We start from the raw sequence: 24,266 nt of genomic DNA, 5'->3' as shown, positions 1-24,266 counted from the left end.
TCCTCACGTGGTTCCGACTCGGGGGCAGGTACTGGCGCGAACAACGAGTTCGGGAGCGAGCAGCGGGGTGGTGGCGGCGACGCCGTCGAGGACCGCGGTCAGAAGCTCGATCGCCCGCCTGCCGACCGTGTGGAAGTCCTGTCGAACCGTGCTCAGCGCTGGATTGAGGTAGGCGGCCTCGGGAATGTCGTCAAAGCCGATCAGGCTGACGTCCTCGGGCACCCTGATACCCGCTTGCGAAAACGCCTGCAGGATGCCGATTGCCATCTGGTCATTCGCCACGAAGACCGCCGAGAAGTCGTTGCGATCGGCCAGTTCTCGGCCGATCTGGTAGCCCCTGCCTGGGCTCCAGTCGCCTTCGAGATCCGCCAACACTGGCAGCCGCGCCGCTTGCATGACCTCGACATAGCCGGTTCGGCGGGCTCGGGCCTCGGTCCACGTCAGCGGGCCGCTGACGTGGACGATGTCGCGGTGACCGAGGTCGATCAGATGCTGCGTCGCCAGCCGAGCCCCTTCGGCTTGATCAACTCCCACGCTCAGGCCACGTCCGGACAGCTCACCCTCGACGACGATCAGCGGGATGGTGGTGGCCTCCGAGCGGACCACGGCAAGCGCATCCTGCTGGGTGACGATCATGACGATCGCCTCCACCGACTGGCGGCCGAGATAGTCAAGGGCGCCGCGTAATTCGTCGTGTGTGACCGCGGCGAGTGTGACCAGGCTGGTGAAGTAGCCTGCGGCCCGAGCGGCGTCCTGAATCGAGAACTGGATGCTGGTCGGACCGTACAGGGCGGTGTTGCTGCCGATGATCCCGATGATCTTCGACCGCCGCGTGACCAACGCGCGGGCGGCCGTGTTGGGCCGATAGCCGAGATGGGCGATCGCGCGTTCCACCCGCTCCCTGGTGCTGGGCCGGATGCTCGCCGAGCCGTTGATGACCCGCGACACGGTCTGATGCGAGACGCCTGCCAGCTTTGCGACGTCTGCCATGACGGGTCTGCGCGGGGCCGGTTCTGCGGTCATCGGGTGTTCCTGACCAGCACTCGTTGCACCAACACGAATACCAGCAGCAGGACGCCTGTCATGATCCGGGTCCAGTAGGAATCAAGGTTTTCCGCGGTGACGAAGACCTGGATGGTGCCCAGCACCAGGACCCCGATGAGCGAGCCGAGCACGAAACCGACGCCGCCGGAGAGCAATACCCCGCCAATCACTGCGGCAGCGATCGCATCCAGTTCGAGTCCCACTCCGTTGAGGCTGTAGCCCGACAACTTCTGGACGCCCAGCAGCAAGCCGGCAAGTGCGGCGCAGAAGCCACTGACCACATACACCGAGACTTGAGTACGCGCGGCAGCGAGCCCCATCAGCTGAGCCGACTGCCTGCTTCCACCGATCGCGTAAACGGTTCGCCCGAATCGGGTCTCGTGCAGGATGTAGACCGCGACCACAACGACGGTCAGCGCGATGATGACTGTCCAGCGGATGAACTTGTCCTCGTACAGGTACAGATAGTTCAAGCCGAGCGCCCTCAGCAGGGGGTTCTTGATCGGCAGCGTGTCAACGCTTATCACGTAGCACAGTCCGCGAGCCAGGAACATCCCGGCGAGTGTGACGATGAACGGTTGTACGTCGAAGAACTCGATGACCGTACCCATCAGCAACCCGAGCACAGTGCCGACCAGTAGCACGGTCGCGATGGCAACGGGTGCCGGCCAACCCGATTGCAGCGTCTTGGCAAGGATCACGGTGGACAGGGCGACGACCGAGCCGACACTGAGATCGATTCCGCCGGTGAGGATCACGAATGTCATGCCGACGGCCAGCACGATCAGGTGGGCGTTGTCGACGAGCAGGTTCAAAAACACCTGCCCGGGACTGGCGAATCCGTACCGCACGATGACGGTGCCGAACAGCGCGATGAACAGGACGAGGGAGGCGATGGGGGACAGGTACCGTCCTCGCATCCGCTCACCGATCGAGGTGAGGACGACCGGTGGGCGACGCAGGGTCTGGGTGCTCACGATGCCGCCACCTTGTCCGTTTCTCGCGTGGGTTCGGATATGTCGGTACTCGGGATGGCAGGTCGCTTGCCTGCTCCACGGCGTCGTCGAACCAGTCGCCGGAACTTCGGGGCTTGCATCAAACAAACAGCGATGACGACGATCGCCTTGAACACAAGGGTGGTCTCGGGCGTGATACCCGCCGTGTACACGGTGGTGGTCAGGGTCTGGATGATCAAGGCTCCGAGTATGGTTCCGGTCAGGCTGAAGCGCCCGCCAAGCAATGACGTGCCGCCGATCACCACCGCGAGGATGGCGTCCATCTCGATCCACAGGCCTGCGTTGTTGGCGTCTGCCGCGGATATGTTGGAGGCGATCATCAAGCCTGCGACACCGGCGCACATGGCGCTGAATACGTAGACGGCGAAAACGATTGTGCGGTAACGCACGCCGGCCAATCGACTGGCTTCGGGGTTGATACCGATGGCTTCCAACAACATGCCGAGCGCGCTGCGGCGGGTGACCAATCCGACGACGGCGAAGACAGCCAAACTCACCAAGATCGCCACCGGCAGGCCGAGAACGTATCCGGCGCCGAGAACTTTGAACGGATCGCTGGTGACGGTGACGATCTGACCTTTCGTGACCAGCAGGGCGATGCCTCGACCCGCAGTCATCAGCACCAACGTCGCGATGATCGGTTGGATCCCCAGACTGGAGACCAGGATTCCGTTCCAGAGCCCGAGCGCAACGGCGACGCCGAGTGCGATGAGCATGGCGGTCACAACGGTGAGCACACTGCTCCCGTCCGCTGCGGACGCAATGTGTGCGCAGGCGAGCGCGCCGGAGATCGCCATCACCGCGCCGACCGAGAGGTCGATACCCCGGGACGCGATGACGAGCGTCATTCCGAGGGCGACGAGCATGGTGGGCGCGCCATTGCGCAGGATGTCGATCACGCTTCCATAGAGGTGGCCGTCCTCGACACGGATGGTCAAGAAGGACGGTGTCAGAGCGATGTTGAGGCACAGCAGGGCGATCAGCGCCAGCACGGGCCACAGCAGCGGCGAGCTCACCAGCCGGCGCGTCATCGTTGGCTCCCGCTTGCGATGAGCCGGGTGAGCTCCGAAACCGGGCAGCCGCCGTTGATCTGGGCGATGTTGTGTCCGTCGCGCATCAGCGCGATACGGTCGCTGATGCGCGCGACCTCATCGAGTTCGGCCGAGATGAACAACACCGCCATACCGTCGGCGGCCAGCTCCGTGATCAGCTTCTGAATCTGCGCCTTGGCGCCGACATCGATGCCACGGGTGGGCTCATCGAGAATGAGCAGCGTGGGTTGGGTGATCAACCAGCGCGCCAGCAACACCTTCTGCTGATTGCCTCCGCTCAGGTTCTTGATCAGCGCGTTGGGATCTCGCGGTCGGATGTCGAGCATGTCCATATAGCGGCGGACCAACCGGTTCTTGGCCTTCGCCGACAGCGGCCGCGCGAAGCCGCGCCGTGCCTGCAGCGCCAGCACGAGGTTGTCCCGCACGCTGAGCTCGCCGACGATGCCCTCCCCCTTGCGGTTCTCGGAGGTGAAGCCAAATCTGTGACCGATTGCAGCTCGTGGAGATCGCAGTCGGGCTGGCTTTCCGTCGACGTTGATCTGCCCGCTCGTCGGCCTGTCGGCGCCGAACAGCAATCTGGCCAATTCCGTTCGGCCCGAACCGAGCAAGCCGGCCAGGCCGACCACCTCACCGGATGCGATGTCGAGGCTGACCGGATGTACCCGCGGCTCGCGGCCGATGCCCGAGGTGCTGACGATCGGCGGCGCCAGGTCGTTGCGATGCGTCCCCGGCTCGGTGTCGCCGATTTCGTCGAGTAGGTCGAGTTCGCGGCCGAGCATCGCGGTGACCAGCTGGTGGTGGTTGAACACGGCGGTGAGGTACTCGCCGACCCGCTCACCGTTGCGCAGCACCGTCATCCGATCTGAGATCTCGTAAACCTGGTCGAGGAAGTGCGAGACAAAGAGCACCGCCGTGCCGCCGTCGCGTAACCGCCGGATCACCCTGAAGAGCTCGGCGACCTCGTCGGCGTCCAGGCTCGACGTCGGTTCGTCGAGGATCAGCACTCGCGCCGACACTGCAGTGGCCCGTGCAATCGCGACGAGTTGCTGAACCGCGACCGAATGCGTGCCGAGTAACGAACGGGGATCCACGTCGAGCTCGAGCTCTGAAAGCAGCTCGCGGGCACGCCGATTGAGCCCCCGATGATCGATTCGACCGAGTCGGCGCGGTTCACGGCCGAGCAAGATGTTCTCAGCGACGGTCAGATTGGTGCACAGGTTGACTTCCTGATACACCGTGCTGATCCCGGCATCCTGGGCCTGCCGAGGGCCCGAGAACCGGCATGGCACACCGGCGACCGTGATGCTGCCTGCGTCGAGATCGTACACCCCGGTGAGCGCCTTGATGAGCGTGGACTTTCCCGCGCCGTTCTCACCCATCAAGGCGTGCACCTCACCCGGCAGCAGCCGCAACGTGACCCGGTCCAGTGCCTTCACCCCGGGAAAGCTGATGCTGACATCGCGCATCTCCACCACAGGAGCCACGGGCTGCGCGGCGGATGTCGATGACATGGTGCGTGTCTTCCGGTCGGTCAGTACTTGCGGTCCGGCAGGGCCGCGATGGCTTGTTGTTGGTCGAATGTCTTGTCCGGCACGACAACACGGGCCGGCACGCTGTCACCGGCAACCACCTTCTTGGCCAGGTCCATCAGTTGCGGTCCCAGCAGTGGATTGCACTCGACGAGGTAGTTGAACTTGCCGTCGGCCAATGCCTGCATACCGTCATGGGTGGCGTCGACGGCCACGATCTTGACGTCCTGCCCGGGCTTGAGTCCGGCCGCCTCAATCGCCTCCATCGCACCCAGTCCCATGTCGTCGTTCTGGGCGAACACGACATCGATCTTCGGGTGTGCCTTCAGGAAGGCCTCCATCACCTGCTTGCCACCCGACCGGGTGAAATCGCCTGTCTGCGAAGCGATCACCTTCAGGTTCGGATTGGCCGCGATGGCCTCGGAGAAGCCCTTGCTCCGGTCGATGGCGGGGTCGGCGCCAGTGGTGCCCTGCAACTCCACGATGTTCACCGGTTGTGGCGCGGTGGCGTACTGCTTGACCACCCAATCGCCTGCGCGCCGGCCTTCCTCGACGAAGTCGGCGCCGACGAAGGTCTTGTAGACGTCGGTCTCCTGAGTATCGACGGCGCGGTCGGTGAGTATCACAGGAATCTTGGCGTTCTTGGCTTCCAGAAGGACCGCATCCCAGCCCGTGCGGACGACGGGACTGAAAGCGATGACGTCAACGTGCTGCTGAATGAACGAGCGGATCGCGGAGATCTGATTCTCCTGTTTGCCGTTGGCATCGGAGAACTTCAAGTCGACGCCCGCGGCCGCGGCAGCTTCCTGAATGTTCTTCGTGTTCGCGGTGCGCCACCCGCTCTCAGCGCCCACCTGAGCGAAGCCCATCGTGACCTTGCCGTCCGCGTTTCCGCCGGGCGCCGGACCGCTGCCGCACCCCACCATGGTTGCTGCGATCAGCGCACCAAGCGCCGCTGCAACTGTTCTCTTCACCGCGACTCCTTGTTTGTCGGTTCTGTAGAAATCGGTCGCTGCGGGCGAGGTCAGCGCGCATCGCGCCGTCCTGCGGGTGTGACCGGCGTTACAAAGCGAGGATGTTAGCGTTAACAATTACGGCCTGTCAACGGCCGTGTTTTTGGCGCGGCCTTCGCCGTGACGCCGCCTCAGTGCCGGCGAGAAATTTGCCAAGTGCGCAGATCAGTGCACCGTTTCGGGCACCTTGTTGACAAGCCAGTGAGTTGGCTCACATACTATCGCCCGGCATGTTAACGCTCACATTTGGACGCCGGAGCCTGGCCGACCGCGTCCCCCCGAGGAGGAGGCATTCGTGAGGAAGTTGATCTGGCTCGCCGTAATGGCGGTGCTGACGGCGTTGGCTCTCTCGGGTTGCGGTCGGTCCGCCGACACGGCGAGTGGCGGCAGCGTGGAGAAGGGCACGGTGGGCATCGCGATGCCGACCAAGTCGTCAGAGCGTTGGGTCGCCGACGGCAAGAACATGGTGGACCAGTTCCAGGCCCTTGGCTACACCACCGACTTGCAATACGGCGACGACGTCGTGCAGAACCAGGTGTCCCAGATCGAGAACATGATCACCAAGGGCGTCAAGTTATTGGTCGTCGCGCCGATCGACGGTTCGTCGCTGACCACCACGCTGCAACACGCGGCGGACGCCAAGATCCCGGTGATCAGCTATGACCGCCTGATCAAAGGCACACCGAATGTGGACTACTACGCCACCTTCGACAACTTCAAAGTGGGTGTGCTGCAGGGCAATTACATTATCGACAAGCTCGGGCTCGGCCAGGGGAAAGGGCCGTTCAACCTCGAACTGTTCGCCGGCTCACCCGATGACAACAACGCCACCTATTTCTTCGACGGCGCCATGAGCGTGCTCAAGCCCTACCTCGACAGCGGAAAGCTGATCGTCAAGAGCGGCCAGACGTCGTTTGACCAGATCGCGACCCTGCGGTGGGACGGCGGCCTGGCCCAATCCCGGATGGACAACCTGCTGAGTCAGGCCTACACCACGGCCAGGGTCGACGCGGTGCTGTCGCCCTATGACGGAATTTCGCGTGGCGTGCTCTCGGCGCTGAAAAGTGCAGGCTACGGCAACGCCACCAAGCCGCTGCCGATCGTCACAGGGCAGGACGCCGAATTGGCGTCGGTGAAGTCCATCGTCGCGGGGGAGCAGACACAGACGGTGTTCAAGGACACCCGTGAACTCGCAAAGGCCGCCGTTCAGGAGGCCAACGCGGTCCTCACCGGTGGCAAGCCAGAGGTCAACGACACGACCACGTACAACAACGGCGTGAAGGTCGTCCCCTCGTACCTGCTTCAGCCGGTCAGTGTCGACAAGTCGAACTACAAAGCGGTACTTGTCGATTCGGGCTACTACACCGAAGCTCAGGTGCAATGACCTCAACGCTCTTGGAGATGCGGGGCATCACCAAGCGGTTCCCCGGCGTCACGGCGCTCTCGGATGTCGATCTGACGGTGACCGCCGGTGCCGTCCATGCCATCTGCGGCGAGAACGGCGCAGGCAAGTCGACCTTGATGAAGGTGCTCAGCGGGGTGTACCCGCACGGGGACTACGTGGGTGAAATCCTTCTCGACGGGCGTATGTGCGAGTTCAAGGACATTCGGTCCAGCGAGCGCGCCGGGATCGCGATCATCCACCAGGAGCTCGCGCTGGTGCCGTACCTATCGATTGCGGAGAACGTATTCCTCGGCAACGAACAGAGCCGAAGGGGTGTGATCAGTTGGGATCACACGCTTGTCGAGGCACAGGCGCTGCTCGACCGGGTCGGGCTTCGGGAGAGCCCGCAAACCCGGGTCGCCGATATCGGCGTCGGCAAGCAGCAGCTCGTCGAGATCGCGAAGGCGCTGTCGAAGGAGGTTCGCCTGCTGATTCTGGACGAACCGACTGCGGCGCTCAACGATTCCGACAGTCGTCATCTGCTCGACCTCATCCTGGAGCTGCGCAGGCAAGGCATCACTTCGATCATCATCTCGCACAAGCTCAATGAGGTGATGGAAGTGGCGGACAGCATCACCATCCTGCGGGACGGCCACACCATCGAGACGATGTCCGTCGACGATGAGCTCACCGAGGACCGCATTGTCCGCGGCATGGTGGGCCGGGACCTCACCCACCGATTCCCGCCCCGCACCGAACGCGAGATCGGCGACGTCGCATTCGCGGTGACCAATTGGACGGTGCTGCACCCGATCGACCAACACCGCAAGGTGGTCGACGACGTCTCGCTGAACGTGCGTGCCGGCGAAATCGTTGGAATCGCCGGACTGATGGGCGCGGGCCGGACGGAACTCGCACTCAGCGTATTCGGCCGCTCCTACGGAAAGTACCTAGACGGCAAGGTCTTCAAAGGTGATCGGGAGGTCAGCACCCGCACGGTGACCGATGCCATCGCCAATGGGATCGCCTATGCCACCGAGGACCGCAAGCACCTCGGGCTCAACCTGATGGACAGCATTGCCCAGAGCATCACGCTGCCGTCGCTGCGCAAGATCAGCAAGCGGGGGATCGTCGATCAGCATGAGGAGCTAACTGTCGGGGAGCGGTTCCGCGGGTCGATGAGGATCAAGGCTTCCTCGGTATCGGCCGTGACCGGCAAGCTGTCGGGCGGCAACCAACAGAAGGTCGTGCTCAGCAAGTGGCTGTTCACCGATCCCGACGTACTGATCCTGGACGAGCCGACCCGCGGTATCGATGTCGGCGCGAAGTACGAGATCTACACCATCATCAACGAACTCGCCGCGCGCGGTAAGGCCGTGCTGGTCATCTCCTCGGAACTGCCTGAGTTGCTTGGCATTTGCGACCGTATCTACGCCTTGAGCCAGGGCAGGCTGACCGGTGAGGTGGCGCAGGCCGATGCGACGCAGGAAACCTTGATGCGGTACATGTTGGAAGGACGTGCCTAAGGTGACTACCACCGTCGAGAAGGCGTCTGAGAATCCAGAGGCGCAACCACAGTCCGATGGGCCGAACCGACCCGGCCTACGTCAGCGCGTTTCGTCGTTTTTCATGTCGCACGTGCGGCAGTCCGGCATGGTGGTGGCGCTCGCCGCCATCGTCCTGCTGTTTCAGATCTGGACCGGCGGCATCCTGCTCAAGCCGCTCAATGTCACCAACATCATTCAACAAAACGGCTACATCCTGGTGCTGGCGATCGGCATGGTCATCGTCATCATCTCCGGCCACATCGACCTGTCCGTCGGCTCAATCGCCGGTTTCATCGGCGCGGTCTCCGGAGTCCTGATGGTGCGCAACGACATGCCCTGGCTGTTGGCCGTCGGGGTGTGCGTGGGCATCGGCGCGCTGATCGGTGCGTGGCAGGGATTCTGGATCGCCTACGTCGGGATCCCTTCGTTCATCGTCACCCTCGGCGGCATGCTCGTCTTCCGCGGCGCGACACAGTATCTGCTCGAGGGCCAGTCGATCGCCCCGATGCCGCGCGGCCTCGAGCAGGTCAGCAGCGGATTCCTGCCGGAGATCGGGACCGGCGCCGTCTATCACTGGCCGACGGTCATCCTCGGTGCGGTCATCATGGTGGCTACCCTGGTGGCACAGATCCGGCGCAGGCGCTCGCAAATCCGCTACGGACAGCAGGTTTCGGCCATCACGCTGTTCGTGGCCAAGTGCGCGGCGATCGTCGCAGCGCTTGCGGCGTTCACGCTGCTGCTGGCAAGCTACCGCGGCGTGCCCATCGTCGGGATCATCCTGGTGGTACTGACGTTGATCTACGCGTTTGTCATGCGCAACACGGTCCTCGGCCGACGGGTGTACGCGGTCGGCGGAAACTCGGCGGCAGCTCGGCTGTCCGGCATCCGCAATCAGCGGGTGACGCTGTTGGTGTTCGTCAACATGGGCATGCTCGCCGCCGTCGCGGGCCTGTTGTTCGCCGCGCGGCTGAACTCCGCGACGCCACAGGCCGGCATCAACTTCGAGCTCGAGGCCATCGCGGCGGCCTTCATCGGCGGTGCCTCATCCAGTGGCGGTGTCGGCACGGTGTTCGGGGCTATCGTCGGCGGTCTGGTGCTCGGCGTGTTGAACAACGGCATGTCCATCCTCGGCATCGGCAGCGATGTCCAACAGGTGATCAAGGGACTCGTGCTGCTGGTCGCCGTGGGATTCGACGTCTACAACAAGCGCAAGGGCGGCCGTTAACTCCGCCGGGTGCTCTGCCGTACGACGAGTTGAGCGGGCACCAGTGTCGGCTGATCGTCGGCCGATCCGGAATCGGTGCCTTCGATCCGGGCAAGCAGCATTTCCACGCTCGTTCGGCCGACAGTGGTGAAATCCTGACGGACGGTGGTCAGCGGCGGAGAGTAGAACTCGGCCTCCGGCACATCGTCGAAGCCTGCGACCAAAACATCGTCGGGTACCGCCCGGCCCGCCTCGGCGAACGCACGCAAGACGCCAAGTGCCATCTGATCGTTCGCGACGAACACCGCCTCGACGTCGGCCCGTCTTGCCAGTGCGATACCGGCCTGATACCCGGATGCCGGCGACCAGTTGCCGTGCAGCGGTTCGGGAATCGCGCGTGCGGCATCGGTCAGCTCACGATGCCACCCAGCCAGCCGCGCCTCGGTTTCTGTCCAGCCCTCGGCGCCGGTGACATGCCATACGGTCGATGCGCCCTGCTCCAGCAGATGCCTGGTGACCTGTCGGGCACCATCGAACTGGTCGACGCTCACCACCGGCAGGCCGAGTCCACCGGTGGCATCCACGGCCACCACTGGGATGTCTCGGCGCAGCCGCGAGAGCGCGTCGTGGGTTTCGGAAAGCGGCGCGATCACCACGACACCTTCCACCGACTGTTCGGTCAGCCGGTTCAGTGTCCGCGGCAACGTCGTGCTGTCGATGGTGGATTCGCTTGCCACGCTGACGAAGTAGCCGGCTCCCCGCGCGGCGTGTTCGATCGCGTACAGCATGCTCGCCGGGCCGTACAGCGTGCTGTCGAAACAGATCACGCCCAACGTGTTCGACCGGTGTGTGGCGAGCGCCCTGGCCGCGAGATTACGGTGGTAGCCCAATTCGTCGATCGCGGCGTTGACTCGACGACGAGTCGACTCCTTCACCGCGGCCGAGTCGTTGAGCACGCGGGACACGGTCTGATGGGAGACGCCCGCTGCCTTGGCGACGTCGAACATGTTGACCGGTCGGCCCTCGCGACGCCGCCCCGGCCTGTCGACGCCTCCCGCCATCGATGCGACCCCCTCTCGTGCCGACGAAGACACGTTTGCTGTCGCATGGTATCCAAATGTGAACGCTCACCGGGCTTTCCCTGCGCTGATGTTAACGCTAACATTCAGTTATGTCGGCTCTGATGATCGCTGCGCGACTGCACGGTGTGCGCGATATTCGGACCCACACCGAAGCCGTGCCGACCGCCGGTTCCGGCGAGGAACTGGTGCGCATCACGGCGGTCGGGCTATGCGGGTCGGACCTGCACTGGTTCACCGAGGCGGGCATCGGCGACGCCAAGCTCACCCGGCCCTTGGTGCCGGGCCATGAATTCGCTGGTGTGATCGAAGGCGGTCCCCGGCACGGGCTTCGTGTCGCGGTGGACCCGGCCTTGCCCTGTCGACAGTGTGAGGTGTGCATCGGCGGCTACCGCAACCTGTGCCCCGACGTCGTATTCGCCGGGCACGGCGGCCTGGACGGCGGACTACGGCAGTTCCTGAGTTGGCCGTCGTGGGCCCTTCATCGAGTGCCCGCCGACATGCCTGCGGCCGACGGCGCGATGCTCGAGCCGCTCGGCGTCGCATTGCACGCACTGGACCTGGGCCACTTGCGAATTGGGGCGACCGCTGCCGTGATCGGCGCGGGGCCGATCGGTCTTCTGCTGATGCAGGCGGCGCGGCGGGCGGGAGCTGCGCGTGTGGTGGTCGTCGAACCACTCCCACATCGACGGGACGCGGCCAAGCGGCTCGGTGCCGATGAAGTTCTCGACGTGACGGGGGCGAGCGACGAAGTCGGTGCCGACGCGGTGTTCGAGATGGCCGGGACCGACTCGGCAGTTGAGATCGCCATGCGCACGGCGCGGCCGGGTGCCCGGGTGGTGTTGGGTGGTATCCCCGACGGTGATCGCACCTCCTTCCCAGCGTCTCTGGCCCGTCGTAAAGGACTTACGCTGGCGATGGTCCGGCGTATGAATGAGGCCTATCCCCGCGCGATTCGGCTCGTGCAGCAAGGCTTGATCGACGTCTCCTCGATCGTGTCCCACCGGTATCCGATCGAGCGCGCGGCGGACGCATTCGCCGTGGCCGCGGACCGGGCCGGCCTCAAGGTCGTGATCGAACCCTGACGGTGTCGCGATAACGGATCCCCCACGACATCGACCAACGCTCGCCGGGGAGCAGCCACCGCAGTCCTTCGCCGCTGTTGAACGCGTCCGCCGGTGCGGTCATCGGTTCGACGGCGACGGCGGTGATCGAGCCACCGGCGTGCGGGAACTCGCGAGTGATGAAGACCTGCAGATAACCGAATTGATCGTCGGCCCACAGGGATACGGCTCGCCCGTCGGGAGCGCTCAGCCAGTGGATGCTCTTACCCCCGGTCATGGTCACCCCTGACCAGCAGTCGTCGAGGTCGAGGTCGGCCACCGGCCGTCCCCCGCGCAGGTCCCATTTGGTGCCCTCCACGGATGTGACGCCGACCGGGTTGAGCCGGTCATCGACGTCGATGTGGCGGTCCGCCGACACGGTCAAGGTCAGCGCGTCGGTCGGCACGTCGCCGAGAGTGAGGAACGGGTGCGCGCCGACCGCCACTGGGGCACAGTGCAATCCCACGTTTCGAATCGTGTGCGTCACCTGGATGCCGTCGGTGACGAGCGCGTACCGCACGCAGGTGTCCAACCGAAATGGATAGCCGTTCTGCGGGAAGACCTGTGCGCGCAGCGTGATCGAACAACCGCTGCGCTCGACGAGTTGATACGGCGCGTTCTGCAGAAGGCCGTGCAACGCGTTGCCGCGCGCGGGTTCGGTGATGTCGAGTTGCAGCGTTCGCCCGTGCAGTGTCCACCGTCCATCACGCACGCGGTTCGGCCAGGGAACGAGCACGATTCCGCAGCCGAATGGCGGCGGAGCGTCGTCGTCATAACCCGCGGTGAGCTGCACGCCGTCGATCGACAAGTGCCGTATCGCGGCGGCGACTTCAGTGATCACCGCACGCACGGACCGCCCCGCGGCGTCAAGGCTCAGCTGGTATTGCTCGCCGAGCGCCGACCATGGCTGAAAAGACACCCGGCCATGTTAGCGCTAACACCGCTACAGTCTGCGGGCGCTCGCGGTGGCCTTGTCGAGTTCCCAAAAGGCGCGCAGCGCAACGATCTTTCCTTCGCCGTTCACGCGGTAGGTGAACACACCTTCGGTGGTGACCTCGTATCCGGCGGCCCTGATCACGATGTTGCCGACGTTGGCCTCTTCGTTGCCGCACTGATATGTCTTCTCGAAGTTGAACGTGAGCTGGCTCGGGGCGATGGCCATGTCGTAGAACTTCGCGATCGCCTCCTTGCCGCGGTGTCCCTTGCCCTCCGGATCGAAGTGGGATGGACCGATCGGATCTTCGACGACGGCGTCATCGGCGAACACGGCCAGCCACGCCTCTTTGTCGTGCGCCATCGCTGCCTCGCGGGAACGCTTGCCGGCCAGATGAACCGGGCTGTCTGTCACTGTTGCCATCCCGAGTGGATGAAGGTGTCGGCGTAGCGCTTCAGAGAATCCTTCTTCGCCTCGATGGGTGCGTCGAAGCCGTGCCCTTCCAAGATCCATGGAATGACGATGTTGTCGGTCACGCCGGCCTCTTTGAGTTGACGGTGCCCGTCGACGTCGAACTTGTCGATGCACACCGCCTGAAACTCGAAAGGGGCGTCGGCGCGGTCGTATTCGGCCAGCAAGGCCTGCAGCTTGCCGATGATCTCGGCCAGTCGATCGCACGTCAGCATTGCGCTGGTCCAGCCATCGCCGACCCGTGCGGCGCGCTTCAGTGCGACATCGGTGTGGCCGCCGACGTAGAAGGGCACCGGCCGGCTGGGCGCCGGGCTCATCTGCAGCCTGTCGAAATCGTAGAATTCGCCGTGGAATTCGACCATGCCGCCACCAAGCACCAGCTTGATGACGTCGATCATCTCGTCGACGCGCTTACCACGCTTGGCGTAGGGGACCCCGCACCATTCGAATTCTTCTGGTGCCCAGCCTATTCCGACACCAAACCCGAATCGATTGTTTGTCAGGTTCGCCACCGAGCCCACCTGGCGCGCCAGCAGCAGCGGGTTGCGCGAGCCGAGCTTCATCACGTTGGTGTAGAACCGTAGGTTCGACGTTACGGCCCCCATCGCGCCCGCGACGATCAGCGGATCGGCCCACGGGGTGTCCTCGCTCCACATCCGCGAGCCGTCGGCGGTATAGGGGTAATCCGCCGACTGCTTCTCCATGTAGAAGATCGAATCCGGCAGCGCGATCGAATCGAATCCGACTTCCTCTGCCGTCTTGGCTAGCTCGATCAGTTGCTCGATCGGGCTCATCGCCACGCTGAGCGTGTACTTCACGGCTTATCAGCTCCGACGACCCACATCGAGTAGTACTGTGCGCCACCGCCATAAGCGTGCCCCAGCGCCTTGCGGGCGCCCGGCACCTGATGGTCGCCGGCCTTGCCCATCACCTGGATCGCTGACTCGGCGAACCGGATCATGCCGGATGCGCCGATCGGATTCGACGACAGCACACCACCGGAGGCGTTGAGCGGGATCCGTCCGGTGATCTCGGTTTCACCGGCTTCGGTGAGCTTCCAACCCTCGCCCTCCGGGGCGAAGCCCAGGCTCTCCAACCACATCGGCTCATACCAGGAGAACGGCACGTACACCTCGGCGGCGTCGATCTCGTCGATCGGGCTCCTGATCCCGGCGGCCTTCCACAGCGCGGCGGCGGCGTCGCGGCTGGCCTGTGGGTTGACCTGGTCGCGGCCGGCATAAGCGAGCGGCTCAGTCCGCAGCGACGTGGCATGGATCCACGCGACCGGGTGACCGTCGGCCACCCTGGCATCGGCGGCGGCCTCGTCACCGATCACCATCGCGGCCGCGCCGTCCGACGACGGGCAGGTCTCGTCGTAGCGGATCGGATCCCACAGCATCGGCGACTCCATCACCTTCTCGACGGTGATGTCGGGCTGGTGCAGGTGCGCCAACGGGTTCTTGGCGCCGTTGCGTCGATCCTTCACGGCGACCATCGCCCCGATGTGCGTCGGCGCACCCGAACGGCGGATGTACGCCCGCACGTGGGGTGCGAAGTAGCCGCCGGCGCCGGCGCCCACCGGCTTGGTGAACGGCACCGGAATGCTCAACGCCCACATGGCGTTCGACTCCGACTGCTTCTCCCAGGCCATCGTCAGCACGCGGTTGTACTTGCCTGACTGCACGAGGCTGGCCGCAACGATCGCGGTCGAACCGCCAACCGAACCCGCGGTGTGCACGCGAATCAACGGCTTGTTCGTGGCGCCGGTCGCGTCGGCCATGAACAATTCGGGCATCATCACGCCCTCGAAGAAGTCCGGCGCCTTGCCGACCACCACGGCGTCGATGTCGTCGAACGTCGAACCGGAGTCCTCGAGCGCCCGGTCGATGGCCTCGCGAACCAGACCGTTCATCGACACGTCGTGGCGCTTGGCGACGTACTTCGTCTGCCCGGTACCCAGGACCGCGGCAAGCTGACCGGCCACTAGTTCCTCCCTTCCAGCACGGCGACGAGGTTCTGTTGCAGCGCAGGACCGCTGGTGGCGTGCGCGAGCACGCGCTGCGCCGAGCCGTTGAAAATGTGCTGTGCGGCGAAGCCGATGCGCTCCAGGCCCGCCGAGAACATCGGGTTCGCGGCAAGCGCACCGCCCGACGGGTTGACCTCGGTGGACGACGGCAGCCCGATCGCTTCGGTGAGGATCAACTGCTGATGGGTGAACGGCGCATAGATCTCCGCGACCTCGATGGAGCCGGTGTCTCCGCCGGTCGCCGCCTTCGCCGACGCGGCGGTCGACGGCGAGGTGGTCAGATCCCGCGCACCAAGGATCGGCGTCTCGATGCGATGCTCGAAACCCGTGATCCAGGCCGGGTTTTCGCGCAGCTCGCGGGCTTTGTCGCCCGCGGCCAGCACGATCGCGGAGGCGCCGTCGGTGATGGGCGCGATGTCGTGGCGGCGCAGCGGGTCGGCGAAGAACGGCCGCGCGAGCAACTCGTCGATGCTTTTTGCCGGCTTCTCTGAGTCGGTACGGCCCGCAGCCGCAAAGGAATCCAGGGCCACCTGTGCCATGTCCTCGGCCGTCCACTTGCCTGCGTCCAGCCCCATCCTCGCTTGCAGACCGGCCATCGACACCGAATCCGGCCAGAGCGGCGCGACGGTGTACGGGTCGGTCTGCAGCGCGAGCACCCGGCGCAGCGTGCCTGCCGAGGACTTGCCGAACCCGTAGACCAGCGCGGTCTCGACCTGACCGGTCAGCAGCTTGATGTAGGCCTCATACAGCGCCCACGCCGCGTCCATCTCGACGTGCGACTCGTTGATCGGCGGTACGGCCCCGATCGAGTCGATCGCCGAGATGAACGAAAATGCCCGGCCGGCAAGGTAATCCGAAGATCCCGAGCACCAGAAGCCGATGTCGGTCTGCTGCAGGCCGAGTTCGTCGTATAGCTTGTGGAAACACGGCATCAACATCTCGACGCCGTTGGTGGTGCCGTCGGTGCGGCGTACGTGGGGCGCATGCGCGAAGCCCACCACTGCAATATCAGTCATGCCAGTCCTCAGAGGTGATGCTTGTAGGTGTCGTACTCGGCGTCGGGCTCGCCGGTCGGCTTGAAGTAGTCGATGTTGTCGATGCCGAGGCCCCACTGTTCGCGGGGCTTCCACACGGCCTGAACGCGCATGCCCATCCGGACATCTGCCGGGTCGATCTCCGTAACCAGATGCAGGAACGGAATGTCGGCGCCGTCCAGCAGCACGTACGCCGCGACGTAGGGCGGCTTGATCCGTTGCCCGGAGAACGGGATGTTGATGATCGCGAACGTCGTGACCGTGCCCTTGTCGGGCAGCTCGACGAACTGGTCGAGTTCCAGGCCGGTGGCCGGATCGGCCTCCTTGGGAGGGAAGTACACCGGACCCGGTTTATCGGCGCGTCCGCGCCTCGTGCGCGCGCCGAGCAGCTTGCCCTCTTCCAGCGCCTTGAGGAACGTGGTCTCCGGAAGCGATGCCGTGTGCTGGATTTCGATCGACGACGGCGTCACCTGGATCTTGACCGGCTCGCGGTCGTCGGAGGAGGGTTCCGCTGACTCGTCTTCGTCGCCCGGCAGGAAATAGGCGATATCGGTGATCGCCCCGACGGGCTCGTCGATCCAGTGCGCATGCACGCGGGCGCCGGTGCTGATGGCGTCGGAGGACCCCGCATCGACGGCGTGCAGCATCGCGGTGTCTGCACCGTCCAGTTTGATCAGCGCCCACGCGAACGGCCGGTCCAGCGGCTGACCCTCCAGCGGGATCGACTGCCAGGTCCACGACAGCACCGTTCCGACGCCGCTCACCGGTACGATCTCGGTCAATTGTTCATACGTCACCGGGTCGTACTCTGCGGGCGGCACGTGCACACGCCCGTCTGAACCGCGGACACCGACGATGCGCCGCTCGCGCAGCGCGGTGAAGAACTGGCTAAGGAGTGGGCCGACTGAACGGGTGTAGTCGAATGAGAGCTTCAGCGGCGCGGAGAGCGGCCGCTCATGCTTGTCGATCTGCACCGGGCAGCTTTGGCTGGTGGTCACGGATTCGAGTAGAACAGGTTCTAAGAATGGTTTCAAGCCATCGTGAGAATGCTAGAGAGGCGGGCTAATGAAGCTGGGATTGCAGCTGGGATATTGGGGCGCACAGCCGCCGGACAACCACGCTGAACTGGTGGCCGCGGCCGAGGACGCCGGCTTCGACACCGTGTTCACCGCCGAAGCCTGGGGTTCGGACGCCTATACGCCGTTGGCCTGGTGGGGCCGCGAGACGAAACGGATGCGGCTCGGCACGTCCGTCATTCAGCTGTCCGCCAGAACCCCGACGGCCTGCGCGATGGCCGCGCTGACACTCGACCATCTGTCCGGCGGACGGCACATCCTCGGACTCGGGGTGTCGGGGCCGCAGGTCGTCGAGGGCTGGTACGGCGCGAAGTTCCCGAAACCGCTGGCCCGCACCCGCGAGTACATCGACATCCTGCGCCAGGTCTGGGCCCGCGAGGCTCCTGTGCACAGCGACGGCCCGCACTATCCACTGCCGCTGTCCGGACAAGGCACGACCGGCCTCGGCAAGAACCTCAAGCCGATCACGCATCCGCTACGGGCGGACATCCCGGTCATGCTCGGTGCCGAGGGCCCGAAGAACGTAGCGCTTGCCGCCGAGATCTGTGACGGCTGGCTGCCGATCTTCTACTCGCCGCGGATCGCCTCCATGTACAACGAGTGGCTCGACGAGGGCTTCGCACGACCGGGCGCCCGCCGGACCAGGGAGACGTTCGAGATCTGCGCGACCGCGCAAGTGGTGGTGACCGACGACCGCCCGGCGGTAATGGGATTGATGAAGCCGCACCTGGCGCTCTACGTGGGCGGAATGGGTGCGGAGGACACCAACTTCCACGCCGATGTCTACCGCCGGATGGGCTACGCGGAGGTGGTCGACGACGTCACTCGGCTTTTCCGCTCGGACCGCAAAGACGAGGCGGCCAAGATCATTCCCGACGAGCTCGTCGACGACTCCGCGATCGTCGGGGACCTTCCCTATGTGCAGCAGCAGATCAAGGCATGGGAAGCGGCGGGCGTGACGATGATGGTTGTCGGCGCTCGGTCACCCGAACAGATCCGCGACCTCGCGGGACTGGTGTAGACACTTCTTGCTAGTTGTCTAGAACGCGTTCTAGATTGGCCGGATGACTGAATCAGGGTCTTCGCAGCACACCATCGCGGGCACCGTGCTTTCCATGCCGGTGAAGATCCGTAAGGCCAGTCAGCACAACGCCATGTTCGCCGTCGATGCGGACGCGGCACAGCGGTTGATCGAGTGCAGCGGTCTTCAGGTGTACCGGCCCGTTCCCGGTCGTGCGATCGCGACGCTCATTCTGACGCACTTCGTCGATGGTGACCTCGGTCCGTACTACGAGTACAGCACGTGTGTGATGGTCAAGCCGCCCGGCGGCGATGCGCCCGCGCTGCAATCGGCGTTCGTGGCCCACATGTTCGTCGACCAGGCGTTCACATTGGAGGCGGGAAGGACTATCTGGGGCTTCCCGAAGGTGATGGCCGACTTCACCATTCGCGATGGCAAGCAATTCGGCTTCGACGCCAGCATCGACGGCCAGTTCGTGCTCGGCATGGAATTCAGCCAGGGACTCGCTGTGCCGTCGGCGCTCACGCCGGCGTCGCAAGAATTGCGCGCCTACTCCTGCCTGGACGGTTTGACACGCCAAAGCCCCTATCAGGTTTCTTTCCAGGGCGTACGTTACCGACCCGGCGGCGCGCAGGTGCGGCTCGGCGACCACCCCTACGCGAAAGAGCTTGCCTCGCTGGGCTTCCCGAAACGTGCGCTGGTCTCCAGTTCGGCAAGCAATGTGGAGATGTCGTTCGCCGATGCGCAGGAGGTTCGGCGGTGACGACGATGACAAGGCCCGACGTTGATCTCGCCGACGGTGCCTTTTACGCCGACCGACCGGCCTCCCGTGACGCGTACCGCTGGATGCGGGCCAACGAGCCGGTGTTCCGCGATCGCAACGGGCTGGCCGGGGCGACGACTTACCAGGCGGTGATCGACGCCGAGCGCAACCCCGAGTTGTTCTCGAACGCCGGTGGCATCCGCCCCGATCAGGATCCCTTGCCGATGATGATCGACATGGACGATCCGGCACATCTGCTGCGCCGCAAGCTCGTCAACGCCGGCTTCACCCGCAAGCGGTTGAAGGTCCAGAGCGAATCCATCGGCATGCTGTGCGACTGGCTGATCGACGCCGTGTGCGAACGGGGCAAATGCGATTTCGTCCGAGACATCGCCGCACCGCTGCCCATGGCGGTGATCGGCGACATGCTCGGCGTGCTTCCCGACGAGCGAGAGATGTTCCTGAAGTGGTCCGACGAGATGATGGTCGGACTGAGCTCCACAGTGTCCGAGGCCGATATGCAGGTCACCTTGGACGCTTTCATCGCCTACAACGACTACACCCGCAACAAGATCGAGCAGCGTCGCGCCGAGCCGACCGACGACCTGATCAGTGTGCTGGTGCACGCGGAGGTCGACGGCGATCGACTCTCCGACGACGACATCCTGCAGGAGAGCCTGCTGATCCTGGTCGGCGGCGATGAAACGACACGTCACACGATTTCCGGTGGAACCGAGCAGCTGATCCGCCATCCCGACCAGTGGGCTCTGCTGCAAGGCAACCCCGACCTCGTTCCCGGCGCAATCGAAGAGATGCTGCGTTGGACCTCGCCGTTGAAGAACATGTGTCGGACGCTGACGGCCGATACCGAGTTCCACGGTACGAAGCTGCAGCAGGGCGAGAAGATGATGCTGATGTTCGAGTCGGCGAACTTCGACGAAACCGTCTTCGAGGACCCCGACAGCTTCAATATCCAGCGAGACCCGAATAGCCACTTGGCATTCGGGTTCGGCACACATTTCTGCCTAGGCAACCAGTTGGCCCGAATCGAGCTCGTCAACATGACGCGACGGGTGCTCAAGCGGCTGCCGGATCTGCAACTCGCCGACGGCGCCGAGCTTCCACTGCGACCAGCGAACTTCGTCAGCGGCCTCGAGTCCATGCCGGTCACCTTCACGCCCACCAAGCCGGTGCTCACCAGCTAGCGAGGTCCGTCACAGGCAGCGGCCACTGGTCGTCGCCGTGCCTAGACTGCGGTCATGACCGGGCTGCTCCAGATCGACGACTGCCTCGACGCCGACGGCGGCGTCGTGCTGCCACCCGGTGTCACCCTGATCTCGCTCATCGACCGCAATATCGCCAATGTCGGCGATTCGGTGGCCTACCGCTACCTCGACTTCACTCGGTCGGAGGCGGGTCAGCTCAGTGAGATCACCTGGACTCAACTCGGAGTCCGGTTGCGGGCCATTGGAGCGTGCATCCAACAGGTCACCGCCCGCGGCGATCGGGTGGCGATTCTGGCGCCGCAGGGGTTGGAATACATCGCGGGCTTCTTCGCGGCGGTGAAGGCGGGCACCATTGCGGTGCCACTGTTCGCACCGGAGTTACCCGGTCACGCCGAACGACTCGAAATTGCGCTCAACGACGCTGAGCCGGCTGTGGTGCTCACGACCGCGATGGCCAGAGCGTCGGTGGAACAATTCTTGGCGCACATTCCGGCCGCCCGTCGGCCTGCCGTTGTCGCCATCGACGACATACCCGATTCCGCGGCGGAGTCGTTCATCCCGGTAGCGCTCGACGTCGAGGACGTCTCGCATCTGCAGTACACCGGCGGCGCGACGCGGCCTCCCGTCGGGGTCGAAGTCACCCACCGGGCAGTCGGCACCAACCTGATCCAGATGATTCTGTCCATCGACCTGTTGGACCGAAATACCCACGGCGTCAGCTGGTTACCGCTCTACCACGACATGGGCCTATCCATGATCGGCTTCCCAGCGGTGTACGGCGGGCACTCGACACTGATGGCACCGACAGCGTTCCTCCGCAGGCCGCAGCGGTGGATCAGGGCGTTGTCCGCGGGCTCCCGGGACGGTCGTGTGGTGACCGCCGCACCCAACTTCGCCTACGAGTGGGCTGCCCAGCGGGGCGTACCGGAAGCCGGTGACGATGTCGACTTGAGCAATGTCGTGTTGATCATCGGGTCCGAACCGGTGAGCATCGACGCTATCCGAGCGTTCGATAACGCCTTTGCGCCCTTCGGTTTACCGCGATCTGCCTTCAAGCCGTCCTACGGGATCGCCGAGGCGACGTTGTTCGTTTCGACGATCGAGCCCTGCGCGGAACCGACGGTCAGCTACTTCGACCGGGAGCAGTTGGCGCACGGCAGGGCGGTGCACAGGAGTGCCGGCAGTGCCGATGCGATGGCTCACGTCGCATGCGGTCAGGTGGCCCGCAGCCAGTCGGCGTTGATCGTCGACCCCGACGTCGGCGCTGAGGTGCCCGACGGCCATGTAGGCGAAATCTGGCTGCAGGGCGACAATGTCTGCCGGGGTTACTGGGGCAGGCGCGATGAAAGCCGCCGGACGTTTGAGGCGAAACTACTCTCCCGGCAGGGTAATTGGCTACGCACCGGCGATCTCGGCGTGTATCTGGATGGTGAGCTGTATGTCACCGGCCGAATCGCGGACCTCATCACCATCGATCGCGCTCACCATTATCCGCAGGACATCGAGGCCACGACGGCAGAGGCGTCACCGATGGTGCGGCGGGGATACGTGGCGGCATTCACGGTGTCTGGCGGCGACTTGGTGATCGTCGCCGAACGGGCGGCCGGCACCGCACGAGACGATCCCGCTCCTGCGATCGAAGCAATCCGAAAATTGGTGTCGCAGAAGCATGGTCTGTCGGTGTCCGACATTCGCTTCGTGCCCGCCGGTGCCATCCCGCGCACCACCAGTGGCAAGCTCGCCCGGTGGGCTTGCCGCTCTCGTTATCTGGAGCGGTGATTGACCGGAACTCTCAGTGACGCAGCGCAATCGGTCCGGAGACGGTCGCGTTCATTCGCGGGCGCAGAATGAGGCTCATCGCCAGCGAGACCGCGCCGATGCCGATGCAGATCCACAGCGACAACCCGAAACTCGACGCGGTGCCCGAACCGACCACCGGACCGGCCCAGGCGAATCCGAATGAGGAACCGATACCGTAGGCCGCGTTGCTGATACCGGGCAGCGAGCCGGGCTCGTCCTCGGGCGCCTGCACCACGCCCAGGATTCCCATCGCGGTCATCGCCATGCCGAAGTACGTGATGCCCAACAACGCCACGAAGATCACGAGCAGCGCCAAGCTGTGCGCGAAGACAGCCAGCAGCACCGTGACGGTCAGTGCACTGACCAGACCGGCGCGCAGCAGCATGACGAACCCGATGCGCACCGCGGTGCGCCCGGCCAATGGCGAGACGATCAGCTGGATCAGGGCAGCGGGTGTGATGAACAGCAGCGCGGTCATCACACCGCTGAGGCCGAATCCGGAGTCCTTGTCCTCGGCGATGTACGGCACGATGAAGCCGAGTATCACCAGGAACGAACCCATGTTGAGGATGGTCAACACGATCAGCGGCCAGGCCTCGCGCGACCGCAGCTGGTCGATGTTCACCAGCGGATGCGGCAGCCGCTTCTCGACGATGACAAGTGCCGGCTACCCCGCCCGACATTGCGGTGACCAACCCACTGGAAAAGCCAAAAGTCTTGATGTCCAGGCGTTCCCGCATGATCAGGAATGCCAGACCGAACGTCACGTTGCTGACGCCCTGCAGGAACCGGCCGATCAACACGATCGGCAGTGACGCGCTGATGATGCACAGCAGGGTGCCGACACACAGCACGACCAGCACACCGAGCATCATCCGCTTGCGCCCGACGAAGTCGCTCCACCTGACAAGCACCACGTTGCCGACCGCACCAGCCAGATAGAAGTACGTCGACATTGCCGCGAACGCGCCGTCGCCGAGTTCGGTCTCGATGTCCCGGATCGCGGGAGCGAGCATGGTCGCGTTGATTTGAAACGACATCACCGCAACGAGCAGCGCGCCGACCATGAACACGACTCGTTTGCCCGAAAGGTGGGTCATCGGGCATCACTGTAGTGGCGCTGGGCCTACTTCATCTTGAAGTTCGGCGCCCGCTTCTCTTTGAACGCCAGCGGGCCTTCTTTGGCGTCGTCGGAAAGGAACACCTCGATACCGATCTTGGTGTCGATCTTGAACGCCTCGTTCTCGTGCAGACCCTCGGTTTCGCGGATGGTCCGCAGGATTGCCTGCACGGCGAGCGGGCCGTTGTTGTTGATCACTTCGGCGATCTCGAGGGCCTTCTCCAGTGCGGAGCCGTCGGGTACCACATGGCCGATCAAGCCCATCTCCTTGGCCTCGACGGCGGTGATGTGCCTGCCCGTCAGCAACAGATCACACGCGACGGTGTACGGAATCTGGCGGACCAGTCGAACTGCTGAGCCGCCCATCGGGTACAGGCTCCATTTGGCCTCGGAGATGCCGAACTTGGCGCTTTCGCCGGCGATCCGGATGTCGGTGCCCTGCAGGATCTCGGTGCCGCCTGCGATCGCCGGGCCTTCGACCGCGGCGATCAGCGGCTTGGTCAGCCGTCGGCCCTTGAGCAGAGCGTCGATACGCGAAGGGTCGTAGCTGCCGTCCTTGAACGAGTCGCCGGGCGGCTTGGCCGTCGCCGCCTTGAGGTCCATGCCCGCGCAGAAGTAGCCGCCGGCGCCGGTCAGGATGCAGCTGCGGATCTCCGGATCGTTGTCGACGCGGTCCCAGGCCTCGACCATGATCGAGAGCATCTCGGTGGAGAGGGCGTTGCGCGCCTCCGGTCGGTTCAGCGTCAGGACCAACGTGTGTCCACGCTGCTCAATGAGGGCGTCGGGGCCCTTTTCGGGCTGGCTCACGGGTGTCCGCCTTTCTG

General features: G+C 64.5%; 22 protein-coding genes and 1 pseudogene. 8 read left to right on the top strand and 15 right to left on the bottom strand.

The genetic code is table 11. The features are described from left to right. Nucleotides 1-3: 3 nt before the first annotated feature. Genes ACGFK1_RS13000 through ACGFK1_RS12980 form a run of 5 tightly spaced genes read right to left on the bottom strand, consistent with a single transcriptional unit; the run spans nucleotide 4 to nucleotide 5,615 of the window. Complete coding sequence (locus ACGFK1_RS13000) at nucleotides 4-1,023, bottom strand: LacI family DNA-binding transcriptional regulator (protein WP_393429077.1); 1,020 nt, start codon at nucleotides 1,021-1,023, stop codon at nucleotides 4-6. Then, nucleotides 1,020-2,021: a sugar ABC transporter permease YjfF gene (locus ACGFK1_RS12995; RefSeq protein ID WP_393429074.1), complete on the bottom strand. Its 1,002-nt coding sequence runs from the start codon at nucleotides 2,019-2,021 to the stop codon at nucleotides 1,020-1,022. Before ACGFK1_RS12995 ends, ACGFK1_RS13000 begins: the two co-directional genes overlap by 4 nt. Beyond that, complete coding sequence (locus ACGFK1_RS12990; RefSeq protein WP_393429071.1) at nucleotides 2,018-3,091, bottom strand: ABC transporter permease; 1,074 nt, start codon at nucleotides 3,089-3,091, stop codon at nucleotides 2,018-2,020. Before ACGFK1_RS12990 ends, ACGFK1_RS12995 begins: the two co-directional genes overlap by 4 nt. Continuing rightward, the gene (locus ACGFK1_RS12985) at nucleotides 3,088-4,623 is read right to left on the bottom strand and encodes a sugar ABC transporter ATP-binding protein (RefSeq protein WP_393429068.1); all 1,536 of its coding nucleotides are present in this window, start codon (nucleotides 4,621-4,623) and stop codon (nucleotides 3,088-3,090) included. The genes ACGFK1_RS12990 and ACGFK1_RS12985 overlap by 4 nt, the downstream gene beginning before the upstream one ends. A 20-nt stretch (nucleotides 4,624-4,643) precedes the next feature. Then, nucleotides 4,644-5,615, bottom strand: coding sequence for an ABC transporter substrate-binding protein (locus ACGFK1_RS12980; RefSeq protein ID WP_393429065.1), 972 nt, complete (start codon nucleotides 5,613-5,615; stop codon nucleotides 4,644-4,646). 334 nt (nucleotides 5,616-5,949) lie between these two features. Here ACGFK1_RS12980 and chvE point away from each other — a divergent pair, with 334 nt between their 5' ends. Genes chvE through mmsB form a run of 3 tightly spaced genes read left to right on the top strand, consistent with a single transcriptional unit; the run spans nucleotide 5,950 to nucleotide 9,810 of the window. Then, entirely contained in the window at nucleotides 5,950-7,038 is a 1,089-nt protein-coding gene (gene chvE / locus ACGFK1_RS12975; protein ID WP_393429062.1) for a multiple monosaccharide ABC transporter substrate-binding protein, read from the top strand. Then, nucleotides 7,035-8,564 (top strand): multiple monosaccharide ABC transporter ATP-binding protein, encoded by a 1,530-nt coding sequence (gene mmsA, locus ACGFK1_RS12970; protein WP_393429059.1) that lies wholly within the window; start codon nucleotides 7,035-7,037, stop codon nucleotides 8,562-8,564. Before chvE ends, mmsA begins: the two co-directional genes overlap by 4 nt. Nucleotide 8,565: 1 nt before the next feature. Next, entirely contained in the window at nucleotides 8,566-9,810 is a 1,245-nt protein-coding gene (mmsB, locus tag ACGFK1_RS12965; protein WP_393429056.1) for a multiple monosaccharide ABC transporter permease, read from the top strand. On the opposite strand, the gene ACGFK1_RS12960 is transcribed toward mmsB, so the two are convergent. After that, nucleotides 9,807-10,850, bottom strand: a complete 1,044-nt coding sequence (locus tag ACGFK1_RS12960) for a LacI family DNA-binding transcriptional regulator (protein WP_393429053.1) — start codon at nucleotides 10,848-10,850, stop codon at nucleotides 9,807-9,809. The genes mmsB and ACGFK1_RS12960 overlap by 4 nt on opposite strands. A gap of 110 nt (nucleotides 10,851-10,960) precedes the next feature. On the opposite strand from ACGFK1_RS12960, the gene ACGFK1_RS12955 reads away from it, so the two are divergent. After that, a complete protein-coding gene (locus ACGFK1_RS12955) occupies nucleotides 10,961-11,953 on the top strand; it encodes a zinc-binding dehydrogenase (protein ID WP_393429050.1) in 993 nt (330 codons plus the stop codon). Here ACGFK1_RS12955 and ACGFK1_RS12950 read toward each other — a convergent pair. From ACGFK1_RS12950 to ACGFK1_RS12925, 6 genes are read right to left on the bottom strand one after another with little or no spacing between them, the layout of a single operon-like run. Next, on the bottom strand, nucleotides 11,931-12,890 hold the full coding sequence (locus ACGFK1_RS12950; protein ID WP_393429048.1) for an aldose 1-epimerase family protein: 960 nt from the start codon (nucleotides 12,888-12,890) through the stop codon (nucleotides 11,931-11,933). The two genes, ACGFK1_RS12955 and ACGFK1_RS12950, sit on opposite strands and share 23 nt — an antisense overlap. 24 nt (nucleotides 12,891-12,914) lie before the next feature. Continuing rightward, nucleotides 12,915-13,328 carry a nuclear transport factor 2 family protein gene (locus ACGFK1_RS12945; RefSeq protein ID WP_393429045.1) on the bottom strand — a complete coding sequence of 138 codons (414 nt, stop codon included), beginning with the start codon at nucleotides 13,326-13,328 and terminating at the stop codon, nucleotides 12,915-12,917. Continuing rightward, entirely contained in the window at nucleotides 13,316-14,194 is an 879-nt protein-coding gene (locus tag ACGFK1_RS12940) for a TIGR03619 family F420-dependent LLM class oxidoreductase (RefSeq protein WP_393429042.1), read from the bottom strand. The genes ACGFK1_RS12945 and ACGFK1_RS12940 overlap by 13 nt, the downstream gene beginning before the upstream one ends. Then, a complete protein-coding gene (locus tag ACGFK1_RS12935) occupies nucleotides 14,191-15,360 on the bottom strand; it encodes a thiolase domain-containing protein (RefSeq protein ID WP_393429039.1) in 1,170 nt (389 codons plus the stop codon). The genes ACGFK1_RS12940 and ACGFK1_RS12935 overlap by 4 nt, the downstream gene beginning before the upstream one ends. After that, a complete protein-coding gene (locus ACGFK1_RS12930) occupies nucleotides 15,360-16,418 on the bottom strand; it encodes a thiolase domain-containing protein (protein ID WP_393429037.1) in 1,059 nt (352 codons plus the stop codon). Before ACGFK1_RS12930 ends, ACGFK1_RS12935 begins: the two co-directional genes overlap by 1 nt. 8 nt (nucleotides 16,419-16,426) lie before the next feature. Continuing rightward, the gene (locus ACGFK1_RS12925; RefSeq protein ID WP_393429034.1) at nucleotides 16,427-17,434 is read right to left on the bottom strand and encodes a Zn-ribbon domain-containing OB-fold protein; all 1,008 of its coding nucleotides are present in this window, start codon (nucleotides 17,432-17,434) and stop codon (nucleotides 16,427-16,429) included. A 67-nt stretch (nucleotides 17,435-17,501) separates the two neighbouring features. Here ACGFK1_RS12925 and ACGFK1_RS12920 point away from each other — a divergent pair, with 67 nt between their 5' ends. Genes ACGFK1_RS12920 through ACGFK1_RS12905 form a run of 4 tightly spaced genes read left to right on the top strand, consistent with a single transcriptional unit; the run spans nucleotide 17,502 to nucleotide 22,301 of the window. After that, nucleotides 17,502-18,533 (top strand): LLM class F420-dependent oxidoreductase, encoded by a 1,032-nt coding sequence (locus ACGFK1_RS12920; protein WP_393429031.1) that lies wholly within the window; start codon nucleotides 17,502-17,504, stop codon nucleotides 18,531-18,533. A 43-nt stretch (nucleotides 18,534-18,576) separates the two neighbouring features. Beyond that, nucleotides 18,577-19,296: an acetoacetate decarboxylase family protein gene (locus tag ACGFK1_RS12915; RefSeq protein WP_393429028.1), complete on the top strand. Its 720-nt coding sequence runs from the start codon at nucleotides 18,577-18,579 to the stop codon at nucleotides 19,294-19,296. Nucleotides 19,297-19,301: 5 nt separating this feature from the next. Beyond that, complete coding sequence (locus tag ACGFK1_RS12910; protein ID WP_393429025.1) at nucleotides 19,302-20,501, top strand: cytochrome P450; 1,200 nt, start codon at nucleotides 19,302-19,304, stop codon at nucleotides 20,499-20,501. A 54-nt stretch (nucleotides 20,502-20,555) separates the two neighbouring features. Beyond that, entirely contained in the window at nucleotides 20,556-22,301 is a 1,746-nt protein-coding gene (locus tag ACGFK1_RS12905) for a fatty acyl-AMP ligase (protein ID WP_393429022.1), read from the top strand. A 13-nt stretch (nucleotides 22,302-22,314) separates the two neighbouring features. On the opposite strand, the gene ACGFK1_RS12900 is transcribed toward ACGFK1_RS12905, so the two are convergent. From ACGFK1_RS12900 to ACGFK1_RS12890, 3 genes and pseudogenes are all read right to left on the bottom strand, one after another. Beyond that, nucleotides 22,315-22,947 carry an MFS transporter gene (locus tag ACGFK1_RS12900; RefSeq protein ID WP_393429019.1) on the bottom strand — a complete coding sequence of 211 codons (633 nt, stop codon included), beginning with the start codon at nucleotides 22,945-22,947 and terminating at the stop codon, nucleotides 22,315-22,317. A 109-nt stretch (nucleotides 22,948-23,056) separates the two neighbouring features. Further along, nucleotides 23,057-23,338 (bottom strand): annotated as a pseudogene (locus ACGFK1_RS12895) (MFS transporter); the annotation flags it as partial. Nucleotides 23,339-23,448: 110 nt separating this feature from the next. Continuing rightward, complete coding sequence (locus ACGFK1_RS12890) at nucleotides 23,449-24,249, bottom strand: crotonase/enoyl-CoA hydratase family protein (RefSeq protein WP_393429017.1); 801 nt, start codon at nucleotides 24,247-24,249, stop codon at nucleotides 23,449-23,451. Nucleotides 24,250-24,266 lie beyond the last annotated feature (17 nt).

The organism is Mycobacterium sp. NPDC048908 (assembly GCF_043197955.1).
Taxonomy (GTDB): Bacteria; Actinomycetota; Actinomycetes; order Mycobacteriales; family Mycobacteriaceae; genus Mycobacterium.
Note: the sequence above shows the minus strand (reverse complement) of the source record. Positions and strands in the feature narration are given on the sequence as shown.

Coding starts and splice junctions, on each gene's coding strand:
- mmsA (WP_393429059.1), top strand. CDS start 7,035: ATGACCTCAACGCTCTTGGAGATGCGGGGCATCACCAAGCGGTTCCCC.
- ACGFK1_RS12960 (WP_393429053.1), bottom strand. CDS start 10,850: ATGGCGGGAGGCGTCGACAGGCCGGGGCGGCGTCGCGAGGGCCGACCG.
- ACGFK1_RS12910 (WP_393429025.1), top strand. CDS start 19,302: ATGACAAGGCCCGACGTTGATCTCGCCGACGGTGCCTTTTACGCCGAC.
- ACGFK1_RS12955 (WP_393429050.1), top strand. CDS start 10,961: ATGTCGGCTCTGATGATCGCTGCGCGACTGCACGGTGTGCGCGATATT.
- ACGFK1_RS12945 (WP_393429045.1), bottom strand. CDS start 13,328: ATGGCAACAGTGACAGACAGCCCGGTTCATCTGGCCGGCAAGCGTTCC.
- ACGFK1_RS13000 (WP_393429077.1), bottom strand. CDS start 1,023: ATGACCGCAGAACCGGCCCCGCGCAGACCCGTCATGGCAGACGTCGCA.
- ACGFK1_RS12920 (WP_393429031.1), top strand. CDS start 17,502: ATGAAGCTGGGATTGCAGCTGGGATATTGGGGCGCACAGCCGCCGGAC.
- ACGFK1_RS12915 (WP_393429028.1), top strand. CDS start 18,577: ATGACTGAATCAGGGTCTTCGCAGCACACCATCGCGGGCACCGTGCTT.
- ACGFK1_RS12930 (WP_393429037.1), bottom strand. CDS start 16,418: ATGACTGATATTGCAGTGGTGGGCTTCGCGCATGCGCCCCACGTACGC.
- ACGFK1_RS12985 (WP_393429068.1), bottom strand. CDS start 4,623: ATGTCATCGACATCCGCCGCGCAGCCCGTGGCTCCTGTGGTGGAGATG.
- ACGFK1_RS12905 (WP_393429022.1), top strand. CDS start 20,556: ATGACCGGGCTGCTCCAGATCGACGACTGCCTCGACGCCGACGGCGGC.
- ACGFK1_RS12990 (WP_393429071.1), bottom strand. CDS start 3,091: ATGACGCGCCGGCTGGTGAGCTCGCCGCTGCTGTGGCCCGTGCTGGCG.